The organism is Paenibacillus sp. LK1 (assembly GCF_002750415.1).
Classification (GTDB): domain Bacteria; phylum Bacillota; class Bacilli; order Paenibacillales; family Paenibacillaceae; genus Paenibacillus; species Paenibacillus taichungensis.
Window position 1 is genome coordinate 451,724 of record NZ_PEII01000003.1, and the last position, 19,881, is coordinate 471,604.

The 19,881-nt window shown below is 41.0% G+C and carries 20 protein-coding genes and 1 pseudogene; 1 reads left to right on the forward strand and 20 read right to left on the reverse strand.

What is annotated here, in order from left to right:
• Positions 1-7: 7 nt before the first annotated feature.
• From CS562_RS09205 to CS562_RS09265, 12 genes are all read right to left on the reverse strand, one after another.
• Positions 8-970, reverse strand: a complete 963-nt coding sequence (locus CS562_RS09205) for an ABC transporter permease (protein ID WP_099855166.1) — start codon at positions 968-970, stop codon at positions 8-10.
• A gap of 607 nt (positions 971-1,577) precedes the next feature.
• Positions 1,578-2,630: a LacI family DNA-binding transcriptional regulator gene (locus CS562_RS09210; protein WP_099855167.1), complete on the reverse strand. Its 1,053-nt coding sequence runs from the start codon at positions 2,628-2,630 to the stop codon at positions 1,578-1,580.
• A 259-nt stretch (positions 2,631-2,889) separates the two neighbouring features.
• Entirely contained in the window at positions 2,890-3,273 is a 384-nt protein-coding gene (locus CS562_RS09215) for a RidA family protein (RefSeq protein ID WP_099855169.1), read from the reverse strand.
• A 79-nt stretch (positions 3,274-3,352) separates the two neighbouring features.
• The gene (gene nhaC, locus CS562_RS33175; RefSeq protein ID WP_099855171.1) at positions 3,353-4,840 is read right to left on the reverse strand and encodes a Na+/H+ antiporter NhaC; all 1,488 of its coding nucleotides are present in this window, start codon (positions 4,838-4,840) and stop codon (positions 3,353-3,355) included.
• 39 nt (positions 4,841-4,879) lie between these two features.
• Positions 4,880-6,049 carry a MalY/PatB family protein gene (locus CS562_RS33180; RefSeq protein ID WP_099855173.1) on the reverse strand — a complete coding sequence of 390 codons (1,170 nt, stop codon included), beginning with the start codon at positions 6,047-6,049 and terminating at the stop codon, positions 4,880-4,882.
• Positions 6,050-6,085: 36 nt separating this feature from the next.
• On the reverse strand, positions 6,086-6,766 hold the full coding sequence (locus tag CS562_RS09230) for a helix-turn-helix transcriptional regulator (RefSeq protein WP_076290118.1): 681 nt from the start codon (positions 6,764-6,766) through the stop codon (positions 6,086-6,088).
• Between the two features lie 224 nt (positions 6,767-6,990).
• Positions 6,991-7,338 carry a VOC family protein gene (locus CS562_RS09235; RefSeq protein ID WP_099855174.1) on the reverse strand — a complete coding sequence of 116 codons (348 nt, stop codon included), beginning with the start codon at positions 7,336-7,338 and terminating at the stop codon, positions 6,991-6,993.
• A 403-nt stretch (positions 7,339-7,741) separates the two neighbouring features.
• Positions 7,742-8,251: a tetratricopeptide repeat protein gene (locus tag CS562_RS09245; RefSeq protein WP_076290120.1), complete on the reverse strand. Its 510-nt coding sequence runs from the start codon at positions 8,249-8,251 to the stop codon at positions 7,742-7,744.
• 57 nt (positions 8,252-8,308) lie between these two features.
• Complete coding sequence (locus CS562_RS09250; protein WP_099855176.1) at positions 8,309-9,028, reverse strand: ferritin-like domain-containing protein; 720 nt, start codon at positions 9,026-9,028, stop codon at positions 8,309-8,311.
• 186 nt (positions 9,029-9,214) lie between these two features.
• Positions 9,215-9,982 (reverse strand): nucleotidyltransferase domain-containing protein, encoded by a 768-nt coding sequence (locus tag CS562_RS09255; protein WP_099855178.1) that lies wholly within the window; start codon positions 9,980-9,982, stop codon positions 9,215-9,217.
• Positions 9,983-10,173: 191 nt separating this feature from the next.
• Complete coding sequence (locus CS562_RS09260) at positions 10,174-10,557, reverse strand: nuclear transport factor 2 family protein (protein WP_099855180.1); 384 nt, start codon at positions 10,555-10,557, stop codon at positions 10,174-10,176.
• A gap of 122 nt (positions 10,558-10,679) precedes the next feature.
• Positions 10,680-11,234 (reverse strand): GNAT family N-acetyltransferase, encoded by a 555-nt coding sequence (locus CS562_RS09265; RefSeq protein ID WP_099855182.1) that lies wholly within the window; start codon positions 11,232-11,234, stop codon positions 10,680-10,682.
• A 650-nt stretch (positions 11,235-11,884) separates the two neighbouring features.
• On the opposite strand from CS562_RS09265, the gene CS562_RS09270 reads away from it, so the two are divergent.
• Entirely contained in the window at positions 11,885-12,592 is a 708-nt protein-coding gene (locus CS562_RS09270; protein WP_099855184.1) for a CAP domain-containing protein, read from the forward strand.
• A 226-nt stretch (positions 12,593-12,818) separates the two neighbouring features.
• On the opposite strand, the pseudogene CS562_RS33805 reads toward CS562_RS09270, so the two are convergent.
• The 8 genes and pseudogenes from CS562_RS33805 to CS562_RS09315 all read right to left on the reverse strand — a co-directional run bounded on the left by CS562_RS33805 (position 12,819) and on the right by CS562_RS09315 (position 19,852).
• Positions 12,819-13,300: pseudogene (locus CS562_RS33805) on the reverse strand (DUF1643 domain-containing protein).
• A 226-nt stretch (positions 13,301-13,526) separates the two neighbouring features.
• Positions 13,527-14,306 carry a Cof-type HAD-IIB family hydrolase gene (locus CS562_RS09285; RefSeq protein WP_099855189.1) on the reverse strand — a complete coding sequence of 260 codons (780 nt, stop codon included), beginning with the start codon at positions 14,304-14,306 and terminating at the stop codon, positions 13,527-13,529.
• A gap of 217 nt (positions 14,307-14,523) precedes the next feature.
• On the reverse strand, positions 14,524-14,997 hold the full coding sequence (locus CS562_RS09290; protein ID WP_180287082.1) for a DinB family protein: 474 nt from the start codon (positions 14,995-14,997) through the stop codon (positions 14,524-14,526).
• Positions 14,998-15,191: 194 nt separating this feature from the next.
• Positions 15,192-15,659 (reverse strand): hypothetical protein, encoded by a 468-nt coding sequence (locus CS562_RS09295; protein WP_090808360.1) that lies wholly within the window; start codon positions 15,657-15,659, stop codon positions 15,192-15,194.
• A 200-nt stretch (positions 15,660-15,859) separates the two neighbouring features.
• Positions 15,860-16,192: a DUF3024 domain-containing protein gene (locus CS562_RS33395; RefSeq protein ID WP_257219432.1), complete on the reverse strand. Its 333-nt coding sequence runs from the start codon at positions 16,190-16,192 to the stop codon at positions 15,860-15,862.
• 185 nt (positions 16,193-16,377) lie between these two features.
• Positions 16,378-17,493, reverse strand: coding sequence for a site-specific tyrosine recombinase/integron integrase (gene xerA, locus CS562_RS09310; RefSeq protein WP_257219433.1), 1,116 nt, complete (start codon positions 17,491-17,493; stop codon positions 16,378-16,380).
• An 81-nt stretch (positions 17,494-17,574) separates the two neighbouring features.
• Complete coding sequence (locus CS562_RS32565) at positions 17,575-17,877, reverse strand: hypothetical protein (RefSeq protein WP_125477255.1); 303 nt, start codon at positions 17,875-17,877, stop codon at positions 17,575-17,577.
• Positions 17,816-19,852 (reverse strand): B12-binding domain-containing radical SAM protein, encoded by a 2,037-nt coding sequence (locus CS562_RS09315; protein ID WP_099855195.1) that lies wholly within the window; start codon positions 19,850-19,852, stop codon positions 17,816-17,818. The genes CS562_RS32565 and CS562_RS09315 overlap by 62 nt, the downstream gene beginning before the upstream one ends.
• Between the last annotated feature and the right edge of the window lie 29 nt (positions 19,853-19,881).

Consider the following 19,881-nt stretch of genomic DNA (forward strand, 5'->3'; position numbering starts at 1 on the left):
AACTCCCTTACCATAGGCTCGTTTCACTCATACGTTTTGAGATCTGGTTAACCGTGACTAGTAAGATGAAATTGATTATGGAGTTAAACAGACCAATCGCCGCCGAGAAGCTGTATTCAGCATCTTGTATCCCGCTCCGGTAAACGTAGGTAGAGATAATGTCCGAGGTTTCTAAATTCAGTGTGTTCTGCATCAGCAGGACTTTCTCGAAACCAATACCCATGATGCTTCCGATATTTAAAATGAACAAAATGATAATTGTCGGCATAATACTTGGTATATTAATATGCCATATCCGCTGCAACCGGGTTGCCCCATCCACACGCGCTGCTTCATGAAGCTGAGAGTCCACGCCGGCTAATGCCGCCAAATAAATAATCGAGCTCCAGCCCATGGTCTGCCATACATCCGACATCACAAATAAGGTCTTGAACCAGGATGGCTCAGACAAGAAATTAATGGGATTACCGCCGAACATACCAATGAAGTGATTAATGATTCCGTATCGCGGCGATAAAAACATCATCATCATGCCTACGACCACGACAGTTGATAGAAAGTGCGGGGCATAGGTTATGGTCTGAACAAATTTTTTAAACTTTTCCGCCCTTACCTCATTCATCAGAAGTGCCAAAATGATAGGGACTGGAAAACCTACCGCCAAGCTGTATAACCCAAGTCCAAGCGTATTTTTAATTAATCTCCAGAAGAAATAACTGTGAAAAAAACGTTCAAAATGTTCAACTCCGATCCAGGGGCTTCCCCAGATTCCCTTCGTTGCAATGAAATCCTTAAATGCGATTTGAATGCCATACATCGGCAAGTACTGAAAGACAATGTAATACGCAACAACTGGCGAGATTAACAAATAAAGCTGCCAATTTCGTAAAATGGGGTTCCACTTTTGACGTCTTCTTCTCTTCTTTTCATGTACTGCATTCATTGCAGGTTGTACAGTTGTATTGGCCATGAACATCCCCCCTGGAATTGTCACTACAATTCTGCCTGGCAAAATGTCTTTGTGTTACCACCAGCGCTTACGCCGCTCGAAGCAGTTCCCACCTTTCTTTTTTGATTTCTAAGATTTGATTTAAAGTACTTATATGTTAGAAGTTGTTACACAAAGTGAGTGAATAGCGTTAATAGATGACTTCATCATCTAACGCAAAAGGATTTGTTTTTTTGGATATATATTTGGATATATATTTGGTTCTAGTTTGGAGTATATTTTATGTAAATTGAAAGGAATCAGTTTGGATAATAGGTTGTAAGAGTTTTAGAGGATTCTTGTTTATTTTATATAAACATTGATTTAAAGGGGTGTGGAAGCGCAATCAATAATTTGGTTTAGGATAAAATCTTAGCTGCTGGCTAAATCCAAAAACATAGAAAACAAATCCAAACGCTTGATTTAATACATCATAATATAGCCCACAGACAGTTGTCAAACATTTTTTTGGCTTAATTTGGATTAAATTTGGCTAAATAAAACAAGAAAAACCCACGCGGATGCATTCCTCGTAGGTTTTATATTAAAGTTATCTGGATTCATATGTAACAAAATATCACACAACTATCTAGTCATCCATACGATTTGTACGATCATAAACAGATGATTCCCTCACAATAAGGGTGCTGGGCAACAACACTTTATGGAGAGATGAATAACGTCCTTCCAGATAATCGTTAATTAATTGTGCTGCTACTTTGCCGATTTCATATTTTGGAACTTGCACGGACGTCAGAGGTGGGGTTGTATACTGCGCCATAGAAATATTATCCATGCCCACGAATGCGATATCTTGAGGAATACGGCCATTTTGTTCAACCACTGCCCGCATCGCAGGAATAGCGAGCATATCACTTGCACAAAAAATTGCCGTCGGCCAATCAGACTTGGGCGTCTCGGTCAGGAGATCCGTCAATCTGTTGTAGCTGAGATTCACATTCCAGTTGGTGTTGATAATCCAATGTTCATTCAGATTCAGGTTCGCTTCCAGCATGGCAAATTTATAACCGACGTACCTTTCTTCGCTCTCTATTTGTTCCGAATATGCGGGGCCACCGATAAACCCAATCCGGGTATGGCCTTGCTCGATCAAATGACGGACTGCTGTGCGGGCAGAAAATATTCGGTCACAGTCAACGACCGGTACAGTAAGCCTTTCGTCATTGAGACTTACACCCAATACAGTGATATTCTCTTGCTCAAGCAGCTCAAACAATTTTTCATCGTACCAGCTGATTGCGACTATACCTTGAGTACCCGTTTCCTGAAGCATCATCTTTATCCGTTCAGTGTCACTAAGTTCTTCGCAAGTGCGGACAATTGCTGGAGGCAGTCCCAGTTCCGTCATTTTAACGTGAAAACCTGTCAGTACCTGTGAAAAGTACGGATGATCATCCATCAAAACTTGTGGCACGATACAAGCTATCCGTTTGGCTGAGGTATTCTCTTTGCCAATAGATTTGGAGGGTTCATCCAAAATATATCCTAATTCAAGAGCAGCTTCCCTAATTTTTCGCTTTGTCCCTTCATTGACCGGTCGATTGGTATCATTACTGATCGCACGCGAAACCGTTGATATGGATACGCCTACACGTTCTGCGATATCTTTTAATTTTGGCATTACAGCACCTCCCCTTGCTCTCTTCATTTGGAGCCAAAATTTATGTTTAGCAATGATCATATCATAATATTGTAATATTTTGGCGTCAATTAAACAAGCAACGTGAAGAGTTCTGTTATATTATCAACACGCAATTTTGGCCACTTCTCATAAGGCTTGTACTATTTTTAAAATAACCGCTCAGAGGAGCTGTCGCAATTGATTTGACAATCTGTACGATAAAAAAGCCCCGGTTTCCCGGAGGCTCATCGAATACTAGTTATTTTACCGCGATTACTTCAATCTCCACAAGTCCGTCCTTCGGCAGCTTTGCAACCTCAACGGCGCTGCGTGCCGGATAAGGCTCCGCAAAGAAAGTCGCATATACTTCATTAACAGTTTGGAAATCGTTCATGTCTTTTAGAAATACCGTCGTTTTCACTACATGCTCCATGGCATAATCTGCAGCTTCCAAAATTGCCTTCACATTAGTTAGCGATTGCTTCGCCTGCTCCGATACAGAATCCGGAAACTCTCCTGCAGCATTCATTCCAAGCTGCCCGGAAGTAATCACCATATTCCCAAATTGTACAGCCTGTGAGTAAGGACCGATCGCACCTGGAGCGTTTGAAGTTGCGATTGATTTTCTCTCTTGTTTTGTCATAAAAATTCTCTCCCTTTATCCACGCATTAATACGCTTTGTTTTTTTCTGTTACACAAGCGAGGGGTGTGATCCCCCCTCTTATAATGATTTGGCTGCTTTTGCATCATCATATTCCTTGAGCATTTCCTGCTGCTGCTCTGGAGTCAGCTTGGTGATTCCAAAGCCTGTAAAACCCCATATGATCGCAAAGATAATACCCGTCCAGCAGAGGACTGCCCAAGGCAAATATGACAGAGTTGCGACGCCAAGCGTACCAGCCATATAAGCCCCTGCTGCTGTCCATGGCAAGATCGGTTCAATAATGGTAGCGGAATCCTCAATGGTTCGACCCAGGTTCTTCGGATGCAGTCCACGGCGAATGTAAGCCTCTCGCAGCATTTCACCAGGCATCAGGATCGATACCTGCCCATTACTCGTTACCCCGATCATCGTCAGACCAGTAGCAATTGTTGCCAAAATCAGCGATCCTGTCGAATGTACAAATTTAAGGATCTTACCTACAATCAATTCCAGCGACTTGGTCAACGAAATTGTACCGGCGAAGGTAATGGCACAGAAGCAAATCAACAATGTTCCCATCATGGAGTTCATCCCACCGCGGTTCAGCAACCTAGGAATATCTGAAATCACTGTAGCGGCATCGAAGCCTTGAACGTTAATCATAGCTACATCGAAGCCGTTAATGACGGAAGTAATTACATCATGCAGTGTAAACCCTTGAAAGATCATGCCGCATGCCATTGCTACAAAAGAGGAAATCAGCATCACCGGTATGGTAGGTTTTTTGCGAATTGAACCGTACAATACGATCAGTACCGGAAGCAGTAATAATAAATTCCAGTTGAACACTGTACTTAAAGTATCCATAATCGTAACAACCTTCTCAGGAATAGCCATATCCGAGCCACCACTATTAAAACCAGTGATCAAGAAGATCGCTCCAGCTACGATAAATGATGGGACCGTGGTATACAGCAAATGACCTATATGTTCATACAAGTTAACTCCTGTTGACAGCGCTGCCAAGTTTGTTGTATCTGATAAAGGAGATAGTTTGTCTCCAAAATATGCCCCTGCTACAACTGCACCTGCAACAGCAGCCAGATTCGCATCGAGGCCAGCTCCTACCCCCATAAATGCTACGCCGATCGTACCTGCTGATCCCCAAGAGGTTCCTGTACATAAGGAGACAATGGAAGTGACAATGAATGCCGTAATCAGCAAAAATTGCGGATTAATAATATTAAGTCCATAATAGATCATCATGGGTATCGTACCACCGATCATCCAGGCGCCAATCATAAAACCGACAGTAATCAGGATCAAGATAGCCGGCATGGTCTTTGCGATCTTTTGCGCGATGGAATTCATAATGTCGTCATAGTTGTGACCCAACTTAATGGCGATGATTCCGGCAACCACTGTGGATATAATGATTAGCGGCTCAGGTGGCAATTCGAATAGAACATATCCTATACATAACAGTAAAACCATAGTAACAATCGGTAATAAAGCTAAAAACAGAGTAGGTTGCTTAACCGTCTTTTCCTTATTTGGCATAGCCATTGTAAGGTTCCCCCTATCGATGATGTAAGAAGTTATCCGCTACTTTAAAGGGTAATTGCTGACCATTCGCTCAAAAGCCTCTTGCAATAGTGCCCTGGGAGCACCGAGATTCAGGCGAATAAATCCTTCGCCATCCACGCCAAAGGACGAACCAAAACTGACGCTAACCCGGCTCTTTTGTTGAATCCATTCCATTAAATCGCTTTCATTTCTGCTAAGGGCCGTACAATCTACCCACAGAAGGTAGGTTCCTTCTGCTCTCACTATTTTTAGTTCAGGCATATGCTCAGCAAAAAAATCTTCCGTAAATGAAATATTGTCCGTAATATAAGATCGAAGCTCGTTAAGCCAATCATCACACTCCGTATAAGCCACCTCCAAAGCAGGAATGGAAAAAAAGGTGGGATTATGAATACCAGCTTGTCGTAACCCAAGTTGGAATCGCTCTCTTAACTGCATATTTGGGATCACAATATTAGCGATTTCAAGACTTGCTAAGTTAAAGGTTTTACCTGGCGAAGTGCAAATAATGGAACGCTCCGCAATCTGCTCTGATAATTTCGCGATAATCGTATGCTCATGTCCTTCGTGAATAAAATCAGCATGAATATCATCCGATACGAGCAATGCATCATAACGAATGCAGAGCTCGGCTATTCGTTCCAATTCCGCCTTTGTCCATACACGCCCGGTCGGATTATGTGGAGAGATTAACAGAACAATCTTGACCCCTGCACTCATTTGGCGTTCCATATCATCAAAGTCGATCTCATATCGTCCATCTCTAAGCAGCAGCCGGCTTTCCACTAGTTTTCTATGATTAATTTCAACAGCAGTAGCGATAGGTTGATATGCCGGAGTATGCATCAAAATTCGGTCACCAGGTTCTGTGAATCTTTCGATTATAATCGATACAGCCTGTACAATTCGCGGGCAGAACACAATCCATTCTTGCGGTACATCCCATCTGTAAGCTTTATCAAGCCATTGTTGTACGACCTCATAATACGGAGGGAACGCATCGGTATATCCGTAGATTCCATGCCGCGCCACCTCGCTCACCTTATTCACGACTTGAGGAGGCGCTTGGATATCCATATCCGCAACAGAGAGAACGATCATATCGTCCCCCAAGCTGTTCACAACCCCGTCCCACTTCGCGCTATTGGTACCTACTCTGCTAATCACTTGATCAAAGTTATAGCTCATATATCTCACCTTCTTGTTTTCCATCTGGATTTCTGTTTATTTCAGCTTTTGTAAATAGCGATATACCGTAGGTTCAGATATTGATAAAGAAGTTGCTACCTGTGAAACGCCGCCTTTCAGTAAGAAAACTCCAAGCTCGTTTAATTCGCGCACAACTTCAATCTTCTCCTGCGATGACAAACGTTCCGGCGGAATTTTTAATTTGCCAATAACCGAAGTTATCATATGCTGCAGCAGATCATCTGCATTTCCCTGCAGGTACTCCGTTGTTTGCTTTTCTTCCTTCGACTTTTCAGCAGCAGCAGGCATTACATACGGGTTAGGTCCTCCTTGTAAAATATGTTGAACCCATTCAGCCGCTACTTCCATATGAGTAACGTCTATATTCAGGCAGAGCAGCCCAACCAGCTTATTCTCATCATTCTTTATATAGTAGGTAGACGATCGGAAACTCTGACCGAATTTGCCTGACGCTTTGTAGTTGGCTATATACTGTTCCTCATGATAAGCTTCCGATTTGAGGATTTTCAAAACAAGGTCAGTGGATGCATCGCCTACTTCACGTCCGCTAATATAACCGTTCTCAATAAAAACAATAGAGTGCTCCGGATCACTGATATCATGTACGACGACTTCACATTTAGGTCCTATAATTGCCGCAATAAATGAAGCGATCGGAAAAAATCTCTCCAGATACTGCCGATTCTCACTCCCCATCAATTTGAACTCCCTTCTCTTCATTCAACAATGTATTTTCATTGTACAAATAATAAATTATTATCTTGATAAAATAGTATCACACCTATAAAACGCTTTCAACTTTTTTTTTTTGTAAATGACCTTCGTTTTAATAAAAAAAGCCTGCACGATCACTAATGTGATCTGTGCAAGCTTCTCACTCATTTTCTCGAACATTGAGTCGATAGCAAACTGAATTCACGTTATTTTTCCCAAAGCTCAATCAGTCGACCTTCAGGATCTTCAATCCAGACAAATTTTCCATATTCACTAATCTCTTTTTTCTTAACAAGAGGTACCCCAATATGTTCAAGATGTTGAATAGTCTCGTTTAGATCATGCACTTGGAAATTTAACATCACTTGTTGTTCTGTCGGAAAATAACTATCATTCTCCGGAAAGAAAGAAAAGATAGTTTCATTACCTGGTTCGGGTTTGATCACAGTCCCATTCCAATTTTCTATTTCAATCTTCAGCACATCACTGTACCATTTTCTTATCACTTCAAGATTCTTGGTTCTCCAGAAAATCCCTCCGAAGCCTTTTATCATCGTTTCCAGCTCCTGTCTATCATTTAAATATCCATTAGATTAGATATATCCCGAATCCAACAACCTTAATCACCTAACAGGATGCCCTCAACGCGCTATGGCATTATGAGATGTCAGACCTTCATGCATCAGCTGCATTTTACTGCTCAGATTTGTTATCTTTCTCATTGCCGCGCTTAAAATTCCCAGTAATCTTTGCCATGACTAACTGTATTTCCTTATGATCTTTACCTTCAATTGAATTTAAAAATTTATTACTTGCCTTGCCGGATAATATTGAAACTTGCTTTCCATTCCAGTATATAAAGACTTTATTGTCCTTCGTTAATGTATAAGAGAAAACTTGTTCACTCAGTCTATTTCGCTTGTCTATATTACTAATATGAACAACTCCCTTCTTAACTCATCCCCAGGTTTCATCAAGATGTTGTGCATAGTATTGGATCGGTCTGCTAAAATACTGAAGTTTTTCATCTGAAGTTGTTTCTAGCAAATTAGCTAAAAGAAGTTCAGTCGACTCTTTGTATTTTCCCGTATTATAAAGAGAGATCGCCAGAAACACTTGAAGGCCTCTATGATCAGGAAACTCTTTTACACCTCGACGTAATGTCTCCTCTGCTTCTTGATAAAATCCTAAATATCGATATGTGCTTCCCAGACCAAGCAATGCTCTTTCAAGATCCGGCCCGGATAGTCCTTGTTCAATAGCTCGAACATAAAAAGGAATGGCTTCTTTTCCTAGTCCTGAATTGTCATGAGCAACAGCCGCCTGATAATTGATCTCCGCATCGTCCGGGTAAGTGAAAAGCAAATCCAAAAGCATTGTACGCGCTTCCACAAGTATCGCTTGATCCTGCTTAGCTCGTCCTTCTTCGCGAAGTTGTATGGCTTTATCCAAAAGTTCTCTTTTCATTTTTACATTTACCTCTCTTTTTGAAATCTTGGATATAATGTTATCTGTCGTAAATCTCTACTGTGAATTAGCTATAATCTTCTTCGTTAAGTTAAACTCATGACGGCATTCATAGTAATAACTTTTGAGTTTATATCCCCCAGCTTTAAACACAGGCTTATGTTGATACCATACTATAATTAGCGTTCCTTCAAAAAGGATTCTACGAAGGATATAAACTATTCTGTTAAAGAAAACGTTTCTATTTTGAGCAAGTTTATGAAGTGTTTCGGATTGAAACTGAACATGTTTCTCCTCATCACTTAAAATCTGATTACATAAATCGATTAATACTTCTGACTTTGTAGATTTTTGCATGGCTTTATAGTACAACTTAGCAATGATCTCAGCAGTTAATAGAACAATGACTGATTGTTCTAGACTCGCATATCGACGTAATCTTCTAAATACATTGTCCACCCAATGTCTACGAAGGAGTGGGATTCCCTGTACCTTCATAAATCTGCCCAGATCTCTAGCGTGCCGCTGTTCTTCTTTAATGAATTCTATAAGTGCTTCATAGTAATCCTGATCTTGTGTCTGATGTACATATTCTTGCGCACGTTTAATTAGATATTTACCTTCAGAGTTTTCTCCTAATTGAAACTGTTGAATTGACTTAATGATTATTTTTCTTTCATTAGTTGTTAATTTATAGTTGTCATTCCAATGAATATATTTGAGGTTTTGATTATTTCTTCGATAATATTGCACCCATTTCGAGAAAGTGATATTCATTATTTGCTCCTAAAATGTAATAGGTTTATGTCAGATAACCGTTTTGTATTGACGACGTCCTGGCCCCTTAGAGTCGCTGCTTATAGTTGTGAGGCTTGCCGAACACCTAATGCAGTGGGTCCCGACGGCTTAGGGGCTGAATCTGGTCATTCGCTTCTCAGAGTGACCCGGATCGTCAATATTTTGTTAGTCGAAGGAAGTTCTGGAAGCAGCTATTGCATTTAAGGCATTCTCAAAATAGCTATATACTTCATCTGCAGTTCCCAGAAACTCTTCAACAAGTACATCACTATCCAAGTAACAAGCATACAGATACTCAACTAAAGCGGAGTCAATCTCACAATAGTTTAATATGGCATTCTTCATCTCAATCATGTCATCTTGCCATACACCTGTATCTACTAAAACCAAAGAGTATAATGCACGAATTAATCTCTTCGAATACCCTTTAATATATCTAGTTTTCATTTTGTGATCACTAGCAGTAGAAAGTGAACGACGTACACGATCTACTTCCTCCTTGGTCTCTGTATTTAAGTCTAGAATGAACTCTGGAGAAATAATGATCGGTGGTACTTTTTCACCAATGTCATCACCATATAGGCAAACACAAATGATCTTAACCCAAAAACCCCATTCATTCGGTTTACTTAATACATCGTCAATCGAGCAAATTATCGTATCAATCTTAGTTACTAATGGATATTCTTTTAAAAGCCTGTCTTTAATATTTGTCACTCTTTCGTAATCAATATCTTTGGGATCTACACAGACAATAGTAAAGTCCGCATCTGACTTAAAAGGTTTAGCGGTTCCTTTTGGAATCGAGCCACACATATAAACGCTATGAATTTTACCTTTAAATTCGGTAAGGATCTGATCTATATACTTATCAACAAAATCCTTATATTCACTTTGTATTTCAACTCTATTTATAACTTTTTCTAGTATCATATAGACTCCTCCTAAACTAAGAACTTCTTTCGACTAACGTTGTGTATTCATGACGCTTGGCGAATGCCAAGTGTGTCCGGCAGCCTCTGCTTCCCTGAAATACTTCTGCAGGACCGAGGGCGTATGCCCGATGCGGTGAATATATTGTTATCTGATTTCAGGGTAATCTATGAATAACTTTCAATACTGTTTCAACTATGATCTTCAATCAGTATTATCTTCTTATCTTTCATTTGAAATATTGATTTCCCTTGAAATTTTAATGTTTCTCCTGCCTTCATTCCATTAGGGAGATCGCTGGACAATATTCCCTCATAATCAATCTCAACCTCCGCTTTATCTCCTTCAAAAGTAATGTTCTTTATTACTTGACGCCTTTGAGAGAATACCTGAATTGACTGCTCTGCTAATGTGCGAAATTCCTGAATCCCCTTTGTTTCCGAATTCACTTCACCTTTAGAAATGTTTCGAAAATGAATATTCTCATTTAAAACTCCTATCATTCCATCAATGTTAAACGTGTTATATGCGCTCAGGTATTTTTCAATAAGATCTTTTAAATTTGAGTTCTCCATGTTGAATCACACTCCTAAATTTTGATATTACATATTTATCATGATTTCAGATAACGTTTCTGTATCCACGAATCCGAGAGGCTCAAAGGAACGTAGCGACTGGTCCGTCAGGACCTAGCCTCTCAGTGGTTGTCGCCTGAGTCCGCTTCCGTTCTATTGAATTTCGCTAAAACCTCATCAATGTTATCCCATTCATAAATTAATTCATTTAGAACTTTTCCTCCGATTATTATTTGAATTGATTTACATAATTTAGCTCCATAATGTTCATAGAAATATCGTGTATTATTATCTTCTAGAACTTCAACAAATATCTTTTGATAGCCTAAAAATTTAAATTGTAGAAACAGTTGTTTAAGTAATTCTTTCCCTAAACCTCTTCCGTGATATTCCTTAAGTATGTATATAGATGTTAAATCACTAGAATTGGCTATTATATTTGTTTCTCTCTTCCAAGAATCTGCAAATCCAATAATTTCTCCTTCTGGGTTTTCTGCTATAACTACAAAATTATCTTCTCTTTCAATATTTTCGATCCATAATTCAGTTCTTTTTTTATATGATAGATTATATAAGACTTCATCTGGAATAATACCTTTGTAAGTTGTTCTCCAACTATCCACATGAACTTTTGCAATGCCTTCTGCATCATTCATCGTTGCTTTTCTTATTTGCATAATAACCACCTCATAAGATTAGTTAAAACGAATATCTCAAGCACTTAGCCATAACTGTATATAATGAGTAGCATTATACAGTTCCTATCTTGTAATTTATTTACGATGATTTCTCATAACTTTCTTGTATTCATGAAACGCCCCGGCCTTAGATAGCTCTTAACTTAGGCTGGGGCGTTTGTTGACTGAGATTTCTTCCATGATTATACATCTGTCAATCAAGGGGCGATAGCCCCACAGCTTGAATACTGTGTTAAACGCAGTTTATGACTTCATCGAATTATCAAATACTCGCTTTCAGTTTGTTTTATATGATGCAGCATATGCTTTATATTCTATAAAATTGTCTATTAGTTTGAATAGATTCTTCCAATTATCCATCGAAATACTCCAATCATCAGGAATCCCATTGAAATAGATAACATTCATCCCGTGATGCATTTATGACCCGATATGGCCTTCTTTATCCATAACCATTCGCAACACGCTTTGCTTTCCTCGAGACACAAAAAAAGACAAGGCTATCTAAATGGTATAGATCATAAAAAAGTACTGGATAAGGAGAGAACCATATTAGGAATAAGTAAATGGCATACAGGAAAACATAAATCCGGGAACTTCATTAACTAACGGATCTAGGAGGTTGGCAAATGGCAAAGTTTTTCGTTTTAACAATATTATTATTGGTGGCAGGCTGTTCGTCCCATAACAATATGATGCAAAAACAAGTGACTCCTGAGCAAAAACAAATTTCAATTCATGATCATGCTGCTGCACCAAACTCTGTCCTCACACAGGCATCATCAACAGCTACATCGTGGCAAGAGAGATCTATTACAACAAAAGAAGCCCAAAATGGAATTCCATTGGATTTGTTGGATCTGGTTCGAACACCGGATGGAAATCCAGTAAACCAGGCACCTGCAGGAAATCCTGAAAATAAGGAGCCAACAGGACAAGTACAGGAAGGTAAAAAAAATACTACGGATAAAACCGATTTTGAGCAGCAGGTTCTGGATCTAGTCAATCAAGAAAGGGCCAAAACAGGATTAAGTTCCTTGAGTAGGAATGAAGAATTGTCAAATGTGGCTATGGTCAAGGCACAGGACATGTACAACAACAGTTACTTTGATCATAATTCGCCAACACATGGATCCCCCTTCGATATGATGAATGAATTTGGGATCACATATAATACCGCTGGAGAAAACATCGCAAAAGGGCAAACCACCCCTACCCAGGTTATGAAGGAGTGGATGAATAGCCCTGGCCACAAAGCAAATATCCTGAATAATAGTTATACTCATATCGGTATTGCTTATTATAACAACACATGGGTCCAGGAATTTACTGGGTAGCGCCTTTCATCTCCCAACAATAAAGTATCAAAAACCCGCAATTTATGTCGGGTTTTTGATACTTACAGATCCTGCATACGCCACCAGTTGTTTTGTTTCCTCGAACCGGATTGAATTGTAAATTTTATCCATTTTTTATCCGGGTGTCCGGCGAATGCCGAACCAAGAGCGTATGCCCGCAGCGTGAATATTATGTTATACGACGGAACTTACTACCTGATTTTAATCATCCAAAATAAATCAGTTCATCTATGTCGTGTCCAAGTCTTGAAGGATGTCTAGGGTGGCCAGACTTAGCCTTCTTTAAGCAAAATAGATTAATTCCTTCATTCTTCAATAATTCCATTACTTTTTTGTCTCTTTTGTTAAAGAAATGTTTTTCGCCCCATGCTATGACCACTCTATCGGCTCTTAATGCTGCTTCTATAATGTATTTGTCGTTTCAAGCCCTACAGGGTCTATTAATGATTCTTTTAGCCTTTTTGGATCGGTTGATATCAAACTATAGAGATTGACTACCTCAAGTGATCCATATTGAAATTTGTTTGCAAAGTATAGACATTGTCTTGAAGTCTGATCCTCTGAGCTTTCATTCGCTGTACTGGGATTTAACATTATGTATAATAGCTTTGGTAGCGTAATATCCCATTCTCTAGTCAATAAGTATCTATATTTTCTTTCTGAATCAAACATAGCGCCTTGCTTCATTTAACTCACCTTATTTTGAGTTTATGAAAATATGATTTAAGTTCTGTTGTATAACGTTCTCTGCGTTCCTGAACCCGAGAGACTTAAAGGAGCGTATGCACTGGGTGGCTCCGCCACTTAGTCTCGCAGGGTTGTCTGCCTGATTCCACTTCACCGAAAACCCTCGAGCAAACCGAGGAGCGAATGCGACGAAGCAGGAAACAATGTTAGGCGAAGTAACCTTGAATTACTCACAAAGTCTTTCTAAGATCATTGCCACTCCATCTTTATCATTAGTGTCTGTAATCTCTCTAGATTTCAATTTCAATTCATCTATTGAATTCCCCATTGCCACGGGCCAACCACAAATATTAAATAATCCCATATCATTAAAATCATCACCAAAAACCAAGACGTTTTCGAGAGAAACATTCATCTCCTTACACAAAGCTGCCACAGCAATTTCCTTAGAAGCCTTCGGTGATGAAACTTGAACAAGATTTCCATTGTCTGTAATCACAATATTTAGTTTCATTTTAAATTTCTCTTGAAAAGAAATCATATCAATTTTTCCTGAAAATAAGATTTTTGATGCCTCAAGGCATCTAAGTTCTTCCAATGGCTTTACAACAGGGTTATCTTTAACTTGTATTACAGTTGAATAGTCACATTCCTTTAAAGTCATCCATACATCTTTCACTTCAAAACTTAAGTCAAGATCCGGATTGCAATTGAGACAGTAATTTAAGAGTTCTTCTGTAACTTCAGATTCAATTGATATATGTTTGTTAATTCCTGTATGTTTACAATCAATGTAGGCACCATTGTAATAAACAAATGAACCTATGCTGAGCATTTCCTCGTTCATAAACGACCTCACTGCCCTTGGAGGGCGTGCTGTTGCAAAGATAAATTTCATCCCCATATTCGAACAATCCATAATGGCATTATAGTTTCGATTTGATATTTCCTTTTTGGAGTTGAGGAGTGTACCATCTAAATCTAAAACTATTACTGAAAACTTCATTGAGATCTCCTCTCTGAAAATACTTCAGGTTATTTCGCCTAACGTTGTTTTGTTCCTGACGTCAATTCCCCTTAGATAGTTCTTATCTTAGGGGAATTGATTTGTCTGTCTGAATCTGCTTCCTTGAAATCCTTCAGGCAGACCGAGCGGCGACAGACGCGAAGCTGGAATATGGTGTTATAAGATATTGGGCATCCCTGAATTCGCTTACACTTTATTATATTGACGTTAAATACTTTTCAATTTGTTTTTTATGGTGTTTATCGTGGGGAATAAATCCTCTTAAATATCCCCTAATCGAAAACTTTTTTCTGTCTCCGTCTTTATATTCCTTTATATAATCTTCCTCTGGTAATCCGGTGATATCATCAATGATCTTGTTTCTGTATTCAAAGAATTGGTTAACGATAGAATCTCTTGTTTGAGTCTTTGCATATTCCCTCGCATTAACGTTGAATTCATCAAAGTTCAAATGCCTTACAGTCACGAATTGACCAAGCTTGATCTTCTCTATGCCTTCCTCATAAAAATATTTGTCCCAAAGCATGATATGACTTATTACATCTTTCAATGACCATTTCCCTTCTGAAATGGGACTATTCCAATGTTCTTCATCTATAGTCTTTAACTCTCGTACAAAATCAATAAAGGTTTTGAATTCTTCTACCATTTCCAAAGAGGTCTTCGCCATGTACATTACTCCTTTGAGTTGTTTTTATATCCTTTTCCCAATTTCTTATAACGTTCCTGTATTCACGACCCGACGTATGTCGGGTGTCCGGCGAATGCCGAACCAAGGACGAATGTCCGCAGCATGAATATTATGTTATAGGATGTAAGCAGCTTCTTTGAATTGCTTATCCCTCTTGTAACATTCCCTTTATATCAACTATATTTTTCTTTTAATATTTCTATATATTTGAGTGGAATTTCTGTGATTTTCGAAATATCTGATACTTCAATTCCTAGTTTTATAGCGCTTCTTGCAGTCTTCAAATTATGCTTTACTTTAATGATCCGATCTTTAAGTAATGCGTCTCCAAAATCCAGATAATCATCAGCAATCTCACCATTCAAAAAGAACTCTATATCATAAGTTCCTATGTGCTCTTCTATGTAAAAAATATTAATCGAGCAAAATACTACGGCTTCTGTTGTATTAAAACTATATTTTAGGTATATGGCTCGCTCTTCAACGCTTATAAATTCATCATATAATTTGCCCATGAAAGTATCATGATAATCGCTTTTGTTCTCGTCACGCCACTTCCTATAGGTTTTCCAATAGTTTTCTTTCGTGTTCTTCATCGCACTATGCTTACTGTCCCACTCAAGTAGAATGTCTTTATTCACTCAATCACTTCCCTTAAAAAATCTTGAATAAAATAAGTTTTCTTTATGTGTTTGCTGATTTCCTATAACGTTCCTGTATTCATGAACCCCAAAAGGGTTGTCTGCTGAAAGTCCTCCTCGAAATCCGCCTTGCAGACCAAGGCTCCAAAGGAGCCGCTGCTTGAATATGATGTTATAAGATGTCATTGGCTTCCTGCGAACTATCCCCAAAACATTCCGTTGTGTCCTTCATCCACTATCTTTAACTGGGTTTCAAAATCTTCATTCGGTTCAATGTCATCTATGAAATGCCATTTCCCTTTACTGTTCTGCCAATATATTTTCCATTCATTATCACCTAATCTAAACTGAGCTACTGGCATCTGCACCCATTGATCACTTTTGAATCCTTGTCTTTCTTCGATCAATGTCACATGATTCCCTCTGATTTTATAACTAATTTTAATTTGGCTTTTTACATGTTCTGGTACTGCATTTTCAGTATATTTGTCCATCATCTTCATAATCCGCTTCTTCGTGAAATCATCCATCATTACCTGTCTCTCCTTGCTTTGATCCGTTTTACTCTGTTTATATCACAATGATGTCTCATAACATCTAATTTATGTACTTCGTAAATACCACACATCCTGCATGATATGTGAACTACGTATATGATAACCTAAGCAGTGGTGTTTGCGAAGAAGAATTTGGTGAAAAAGGGATATTTATTAAGCACTCAATCTCCCAAATCCAAACGATCCAATGGGATCTGAATACGCTGAATATTTTTCGTACTAACATGGGTATATTGCTGTGTTGTTCGTGCACTCGTGTGACCAAGTAGTTCCTGAATATAGCGCAGGTCTGTTCCGTTTTCCAACAAATGAGTAGCAAAAGAGTGCCTTAAGACATGAATACTAACCTTCTTCACAATGCCTGCACGTTGTCTGGCTTCTTCAAAAACCTTCTGCACACTCCGCTCCGTAAGATGCCGATCAGAAGATTGCCCTGGAAAGAGCCAACGGGTTGGTCTATATTCAGTGACATATTTCTGCACCATATCCCACGCTAGACTCGATAGGATCGTTCTCCGATCCTTTTGCCCCTTCCCCTGTCTCACGATGAGTGTTTGCCTTTCAATATCAAGATCGCTGCACCGCAAACGTACAACTTCACTTACACGAAGTCCAGAAGAATAGGTTAGAAACAATATGGCCTTATGTTTAGGGTTGGTTACGGATTTGAGCAATTGAGCGACTTCCTTTTCCGACAATACTTGCGGAAGCTTGGTCTGCTTCTTGGGACGAATATACTGGATTTCCGTAGGGTGATGGAGTACATGCTTGCAATAGAAGCGGAGCGCGCTAATCGTCTGATTCACGCTTGAATGGGATATCCCTCGCTCAAGCATACCTAAACAATACGTCTGAATTTTGGAAGTAGTCACATCGGTATCATTAAGGGGAAAGCTACTCAGAAAACGTTCAACCTGATTACAATATGCTTTAATCGTTTTGCGGCTGTATCCTCGTAACTTTAATGCCTTCTGTAACGGCTCTTTGCTCCATGGATGGTTTGCCTTACTAGCTTTCCACTGCTGTAAAATCTCATTTTCAACCCACAACTCTGGGGTAATCAGAACGTCATCTGGATCGAATTGATTCATGAACTCCTGAAGAGCAGCTATGGTGTAAGGGATGATCCACACTTTTTGTTTGGCTTCCCACGTTCTGCCCTTAATCCGACGAATCCGCTCAATATATGCAGGGTTATACGGGATATGAATGCGCAGGAACTCAGCGGAACCTTTAGCTATGGTAATCGTCTTTTCAGTAGTAGCATATTTATTCATAGGAAACTCTCCTTCGTTTGGATAGGTCATGTTTTTACCAAATTCAAAAAAAAGGAAGGCCCTTCTTCATCCACTAGGGAATCAGACGACCTTCCGATGCTTTCGGAACATATATGTTTTGATAAAAGGTGAAGCGGAGCGCGGCTTGTGCAGTGGCAAGCCGCGTAAGGATGAGGGCTGCTCCCAATGGGGCAGCACCTCACGGGATTGCACCGCGTCCACAACCGCGGTGCTCACCGTTATAGCACCAGAACGGCAAAGCCATGGTGCATCCCCCACTGCATGCAACCATCGGCCATGCAGCTCCCCAATGCCGCTGCACCTACATGGCAGCGGCTTCTTCTCCCAGCGGCAGCGTGTAATACTGCGCCTGCTGCCCTTCATGCTGCTGGTACACCACGACCAGCAGCGTCCGGCCTTTTGCGGCAAGCGGGCTGGCGCCAGCAAGCACACGCTCAAGCCGGAACGGAAGCACATCCAGTACGGTGTGCTTCTGCAGTTCCTTTTCGCCGAGACCAAGGTCGGCGAAAGCACGGGCACCCATGACCGTCTGTGCGGTCATGGCCGAGGTCATCGGCAACGCACGCGAAGCGTTGCCGTCCACCCCGTCCGCCGCTCCATCCGCGGCGGACCCTGTTGCGTCGCACGCAGGGAGCGACGCTGCGCCATCGCTACCGATAACACCCGCCGCATCTGCGGCAGAGTCTTCTCCGGCAGCAGCCGAACTTCCCGCAGCGGCAATCGCACTCGTGCCGCTACTTTCCAGCCACGCCGTGCCTGCGGCACCGGCAACGCGCGGCAGGCGAACGTCTTCCGGACGTTCAGCCAACGTTTTCATATACCCCGCCCACTGGTCTTTCTGGAGCGGATCTTCCCACCAGATTTTGCGTGGTTTGTATTTGTGACCGAGGAAATAATCGAGCTTCATCAGACCAAGCACGATATCCATGTGCGGTGTGTTGCGCGACTCCAGGAAGCTGTGCAGACGGGTGAACAGATCCTCCAGCTGGTGACCGATCTTCTGCCAGCCCTGACCCTCCCAGTAATCCCCGAACGCTTGGAAGAAATCAAATGGCGAATCGAACTCCTGCTCCATCAGATACTTCAGCGTATGGTCCATCCGGTGTGCGTTCCAGTATTTCTCCAGCACATCTTCCAGTCGCTTCAAGCGCACAATGTCGCTGAACGGCAGCACGTCACTGCCCAGAATCTCATACGGCGCGTGATCCATATACGTGTAGTTATACTTCTCCGCATCCAGACGCAGACCGGTACCACGAAGCATTTTGAGGAATCCAAGCTGAAGCTCTTCCGGCCCCAGAGCAAATACATCGTTAAACGTCTTGCGGAACGTATTGTAATCTTCCTCCGGCAGTCCGGCGATGAGATCCAGATGCTGGTCGATTTTTCCGCTGGCTTTCACCTTGTTCACGGTACGACTCAGCTTCGAGAAGTTCTGGCGACGTTTCACCAGTTCATTCGTTGGATCATTGGTAGACTGAACCCCAATCTCGAACCGGAATGTGCCCGGCGGAGCATTCTCTGCCAAATAGTCCAGTACCTCGGGACGCATAATATCCGCCGTAATTTCAAACTGGAATACCGTCCCCTGATGATTCTCGATCAGGAATTTGAACATTTCAAGCGCATAATCCCGCTTGATATTAAATGTCCGGTCCACAAACTTGATCAGCTTCGCGCCCTTCTCGATCAGGTACAGAATGTCCGACTTTGTCCGCTCAATATCGTAATACCGCACGCCGACCTCAATACTGGACAGACAGAACTGACAACTGAATGGACAGCCACGGCTGGTTTCAAAATAAACAACCCGTTTCCCCAGCTCCGGGATATCCTCTTCAAAACGGTGCGGTGACGGTAGATCGTTCAGATCCGCCTTCGGTCGTCCTGGCATGAGAATGACTTCTTCCCCTTTGCGATACGCCAGTCCATATACGAAGTGGAACTTCTTGTCCCCCTCCAGCTCCGTCAAAAGCTGATGCAGCGTCTCTTCCCCTTCCCCCATCACGATGAAATCGACATTGGGAATCCGGTTCATCCAATATTCCGTGTCGTAGGACACTTCCGGCCCGCCCAGCAGAATTTTGACCTCAGGCATAACCTTTTTCAAAATATCAATGACCTTGATTGTCTCTTCAATGTTCCAGATGTAACACGAGAACCCGATAATGTCAGCACCGCGCTGATACAGATCGGATACGATATTCATGACCGGGTCCTTGATCGTGTACTCGGCCAGCTCAATATCAAAATCCTTCTCACTGTACGCCTTCAGACACCGCAAGGCCAAAGAGGTATGGATGTACTTTGCATTTAATGTAGAGAGAATAACTTTCATGGTTCACAACCTTTGCCTGGACACCCAGA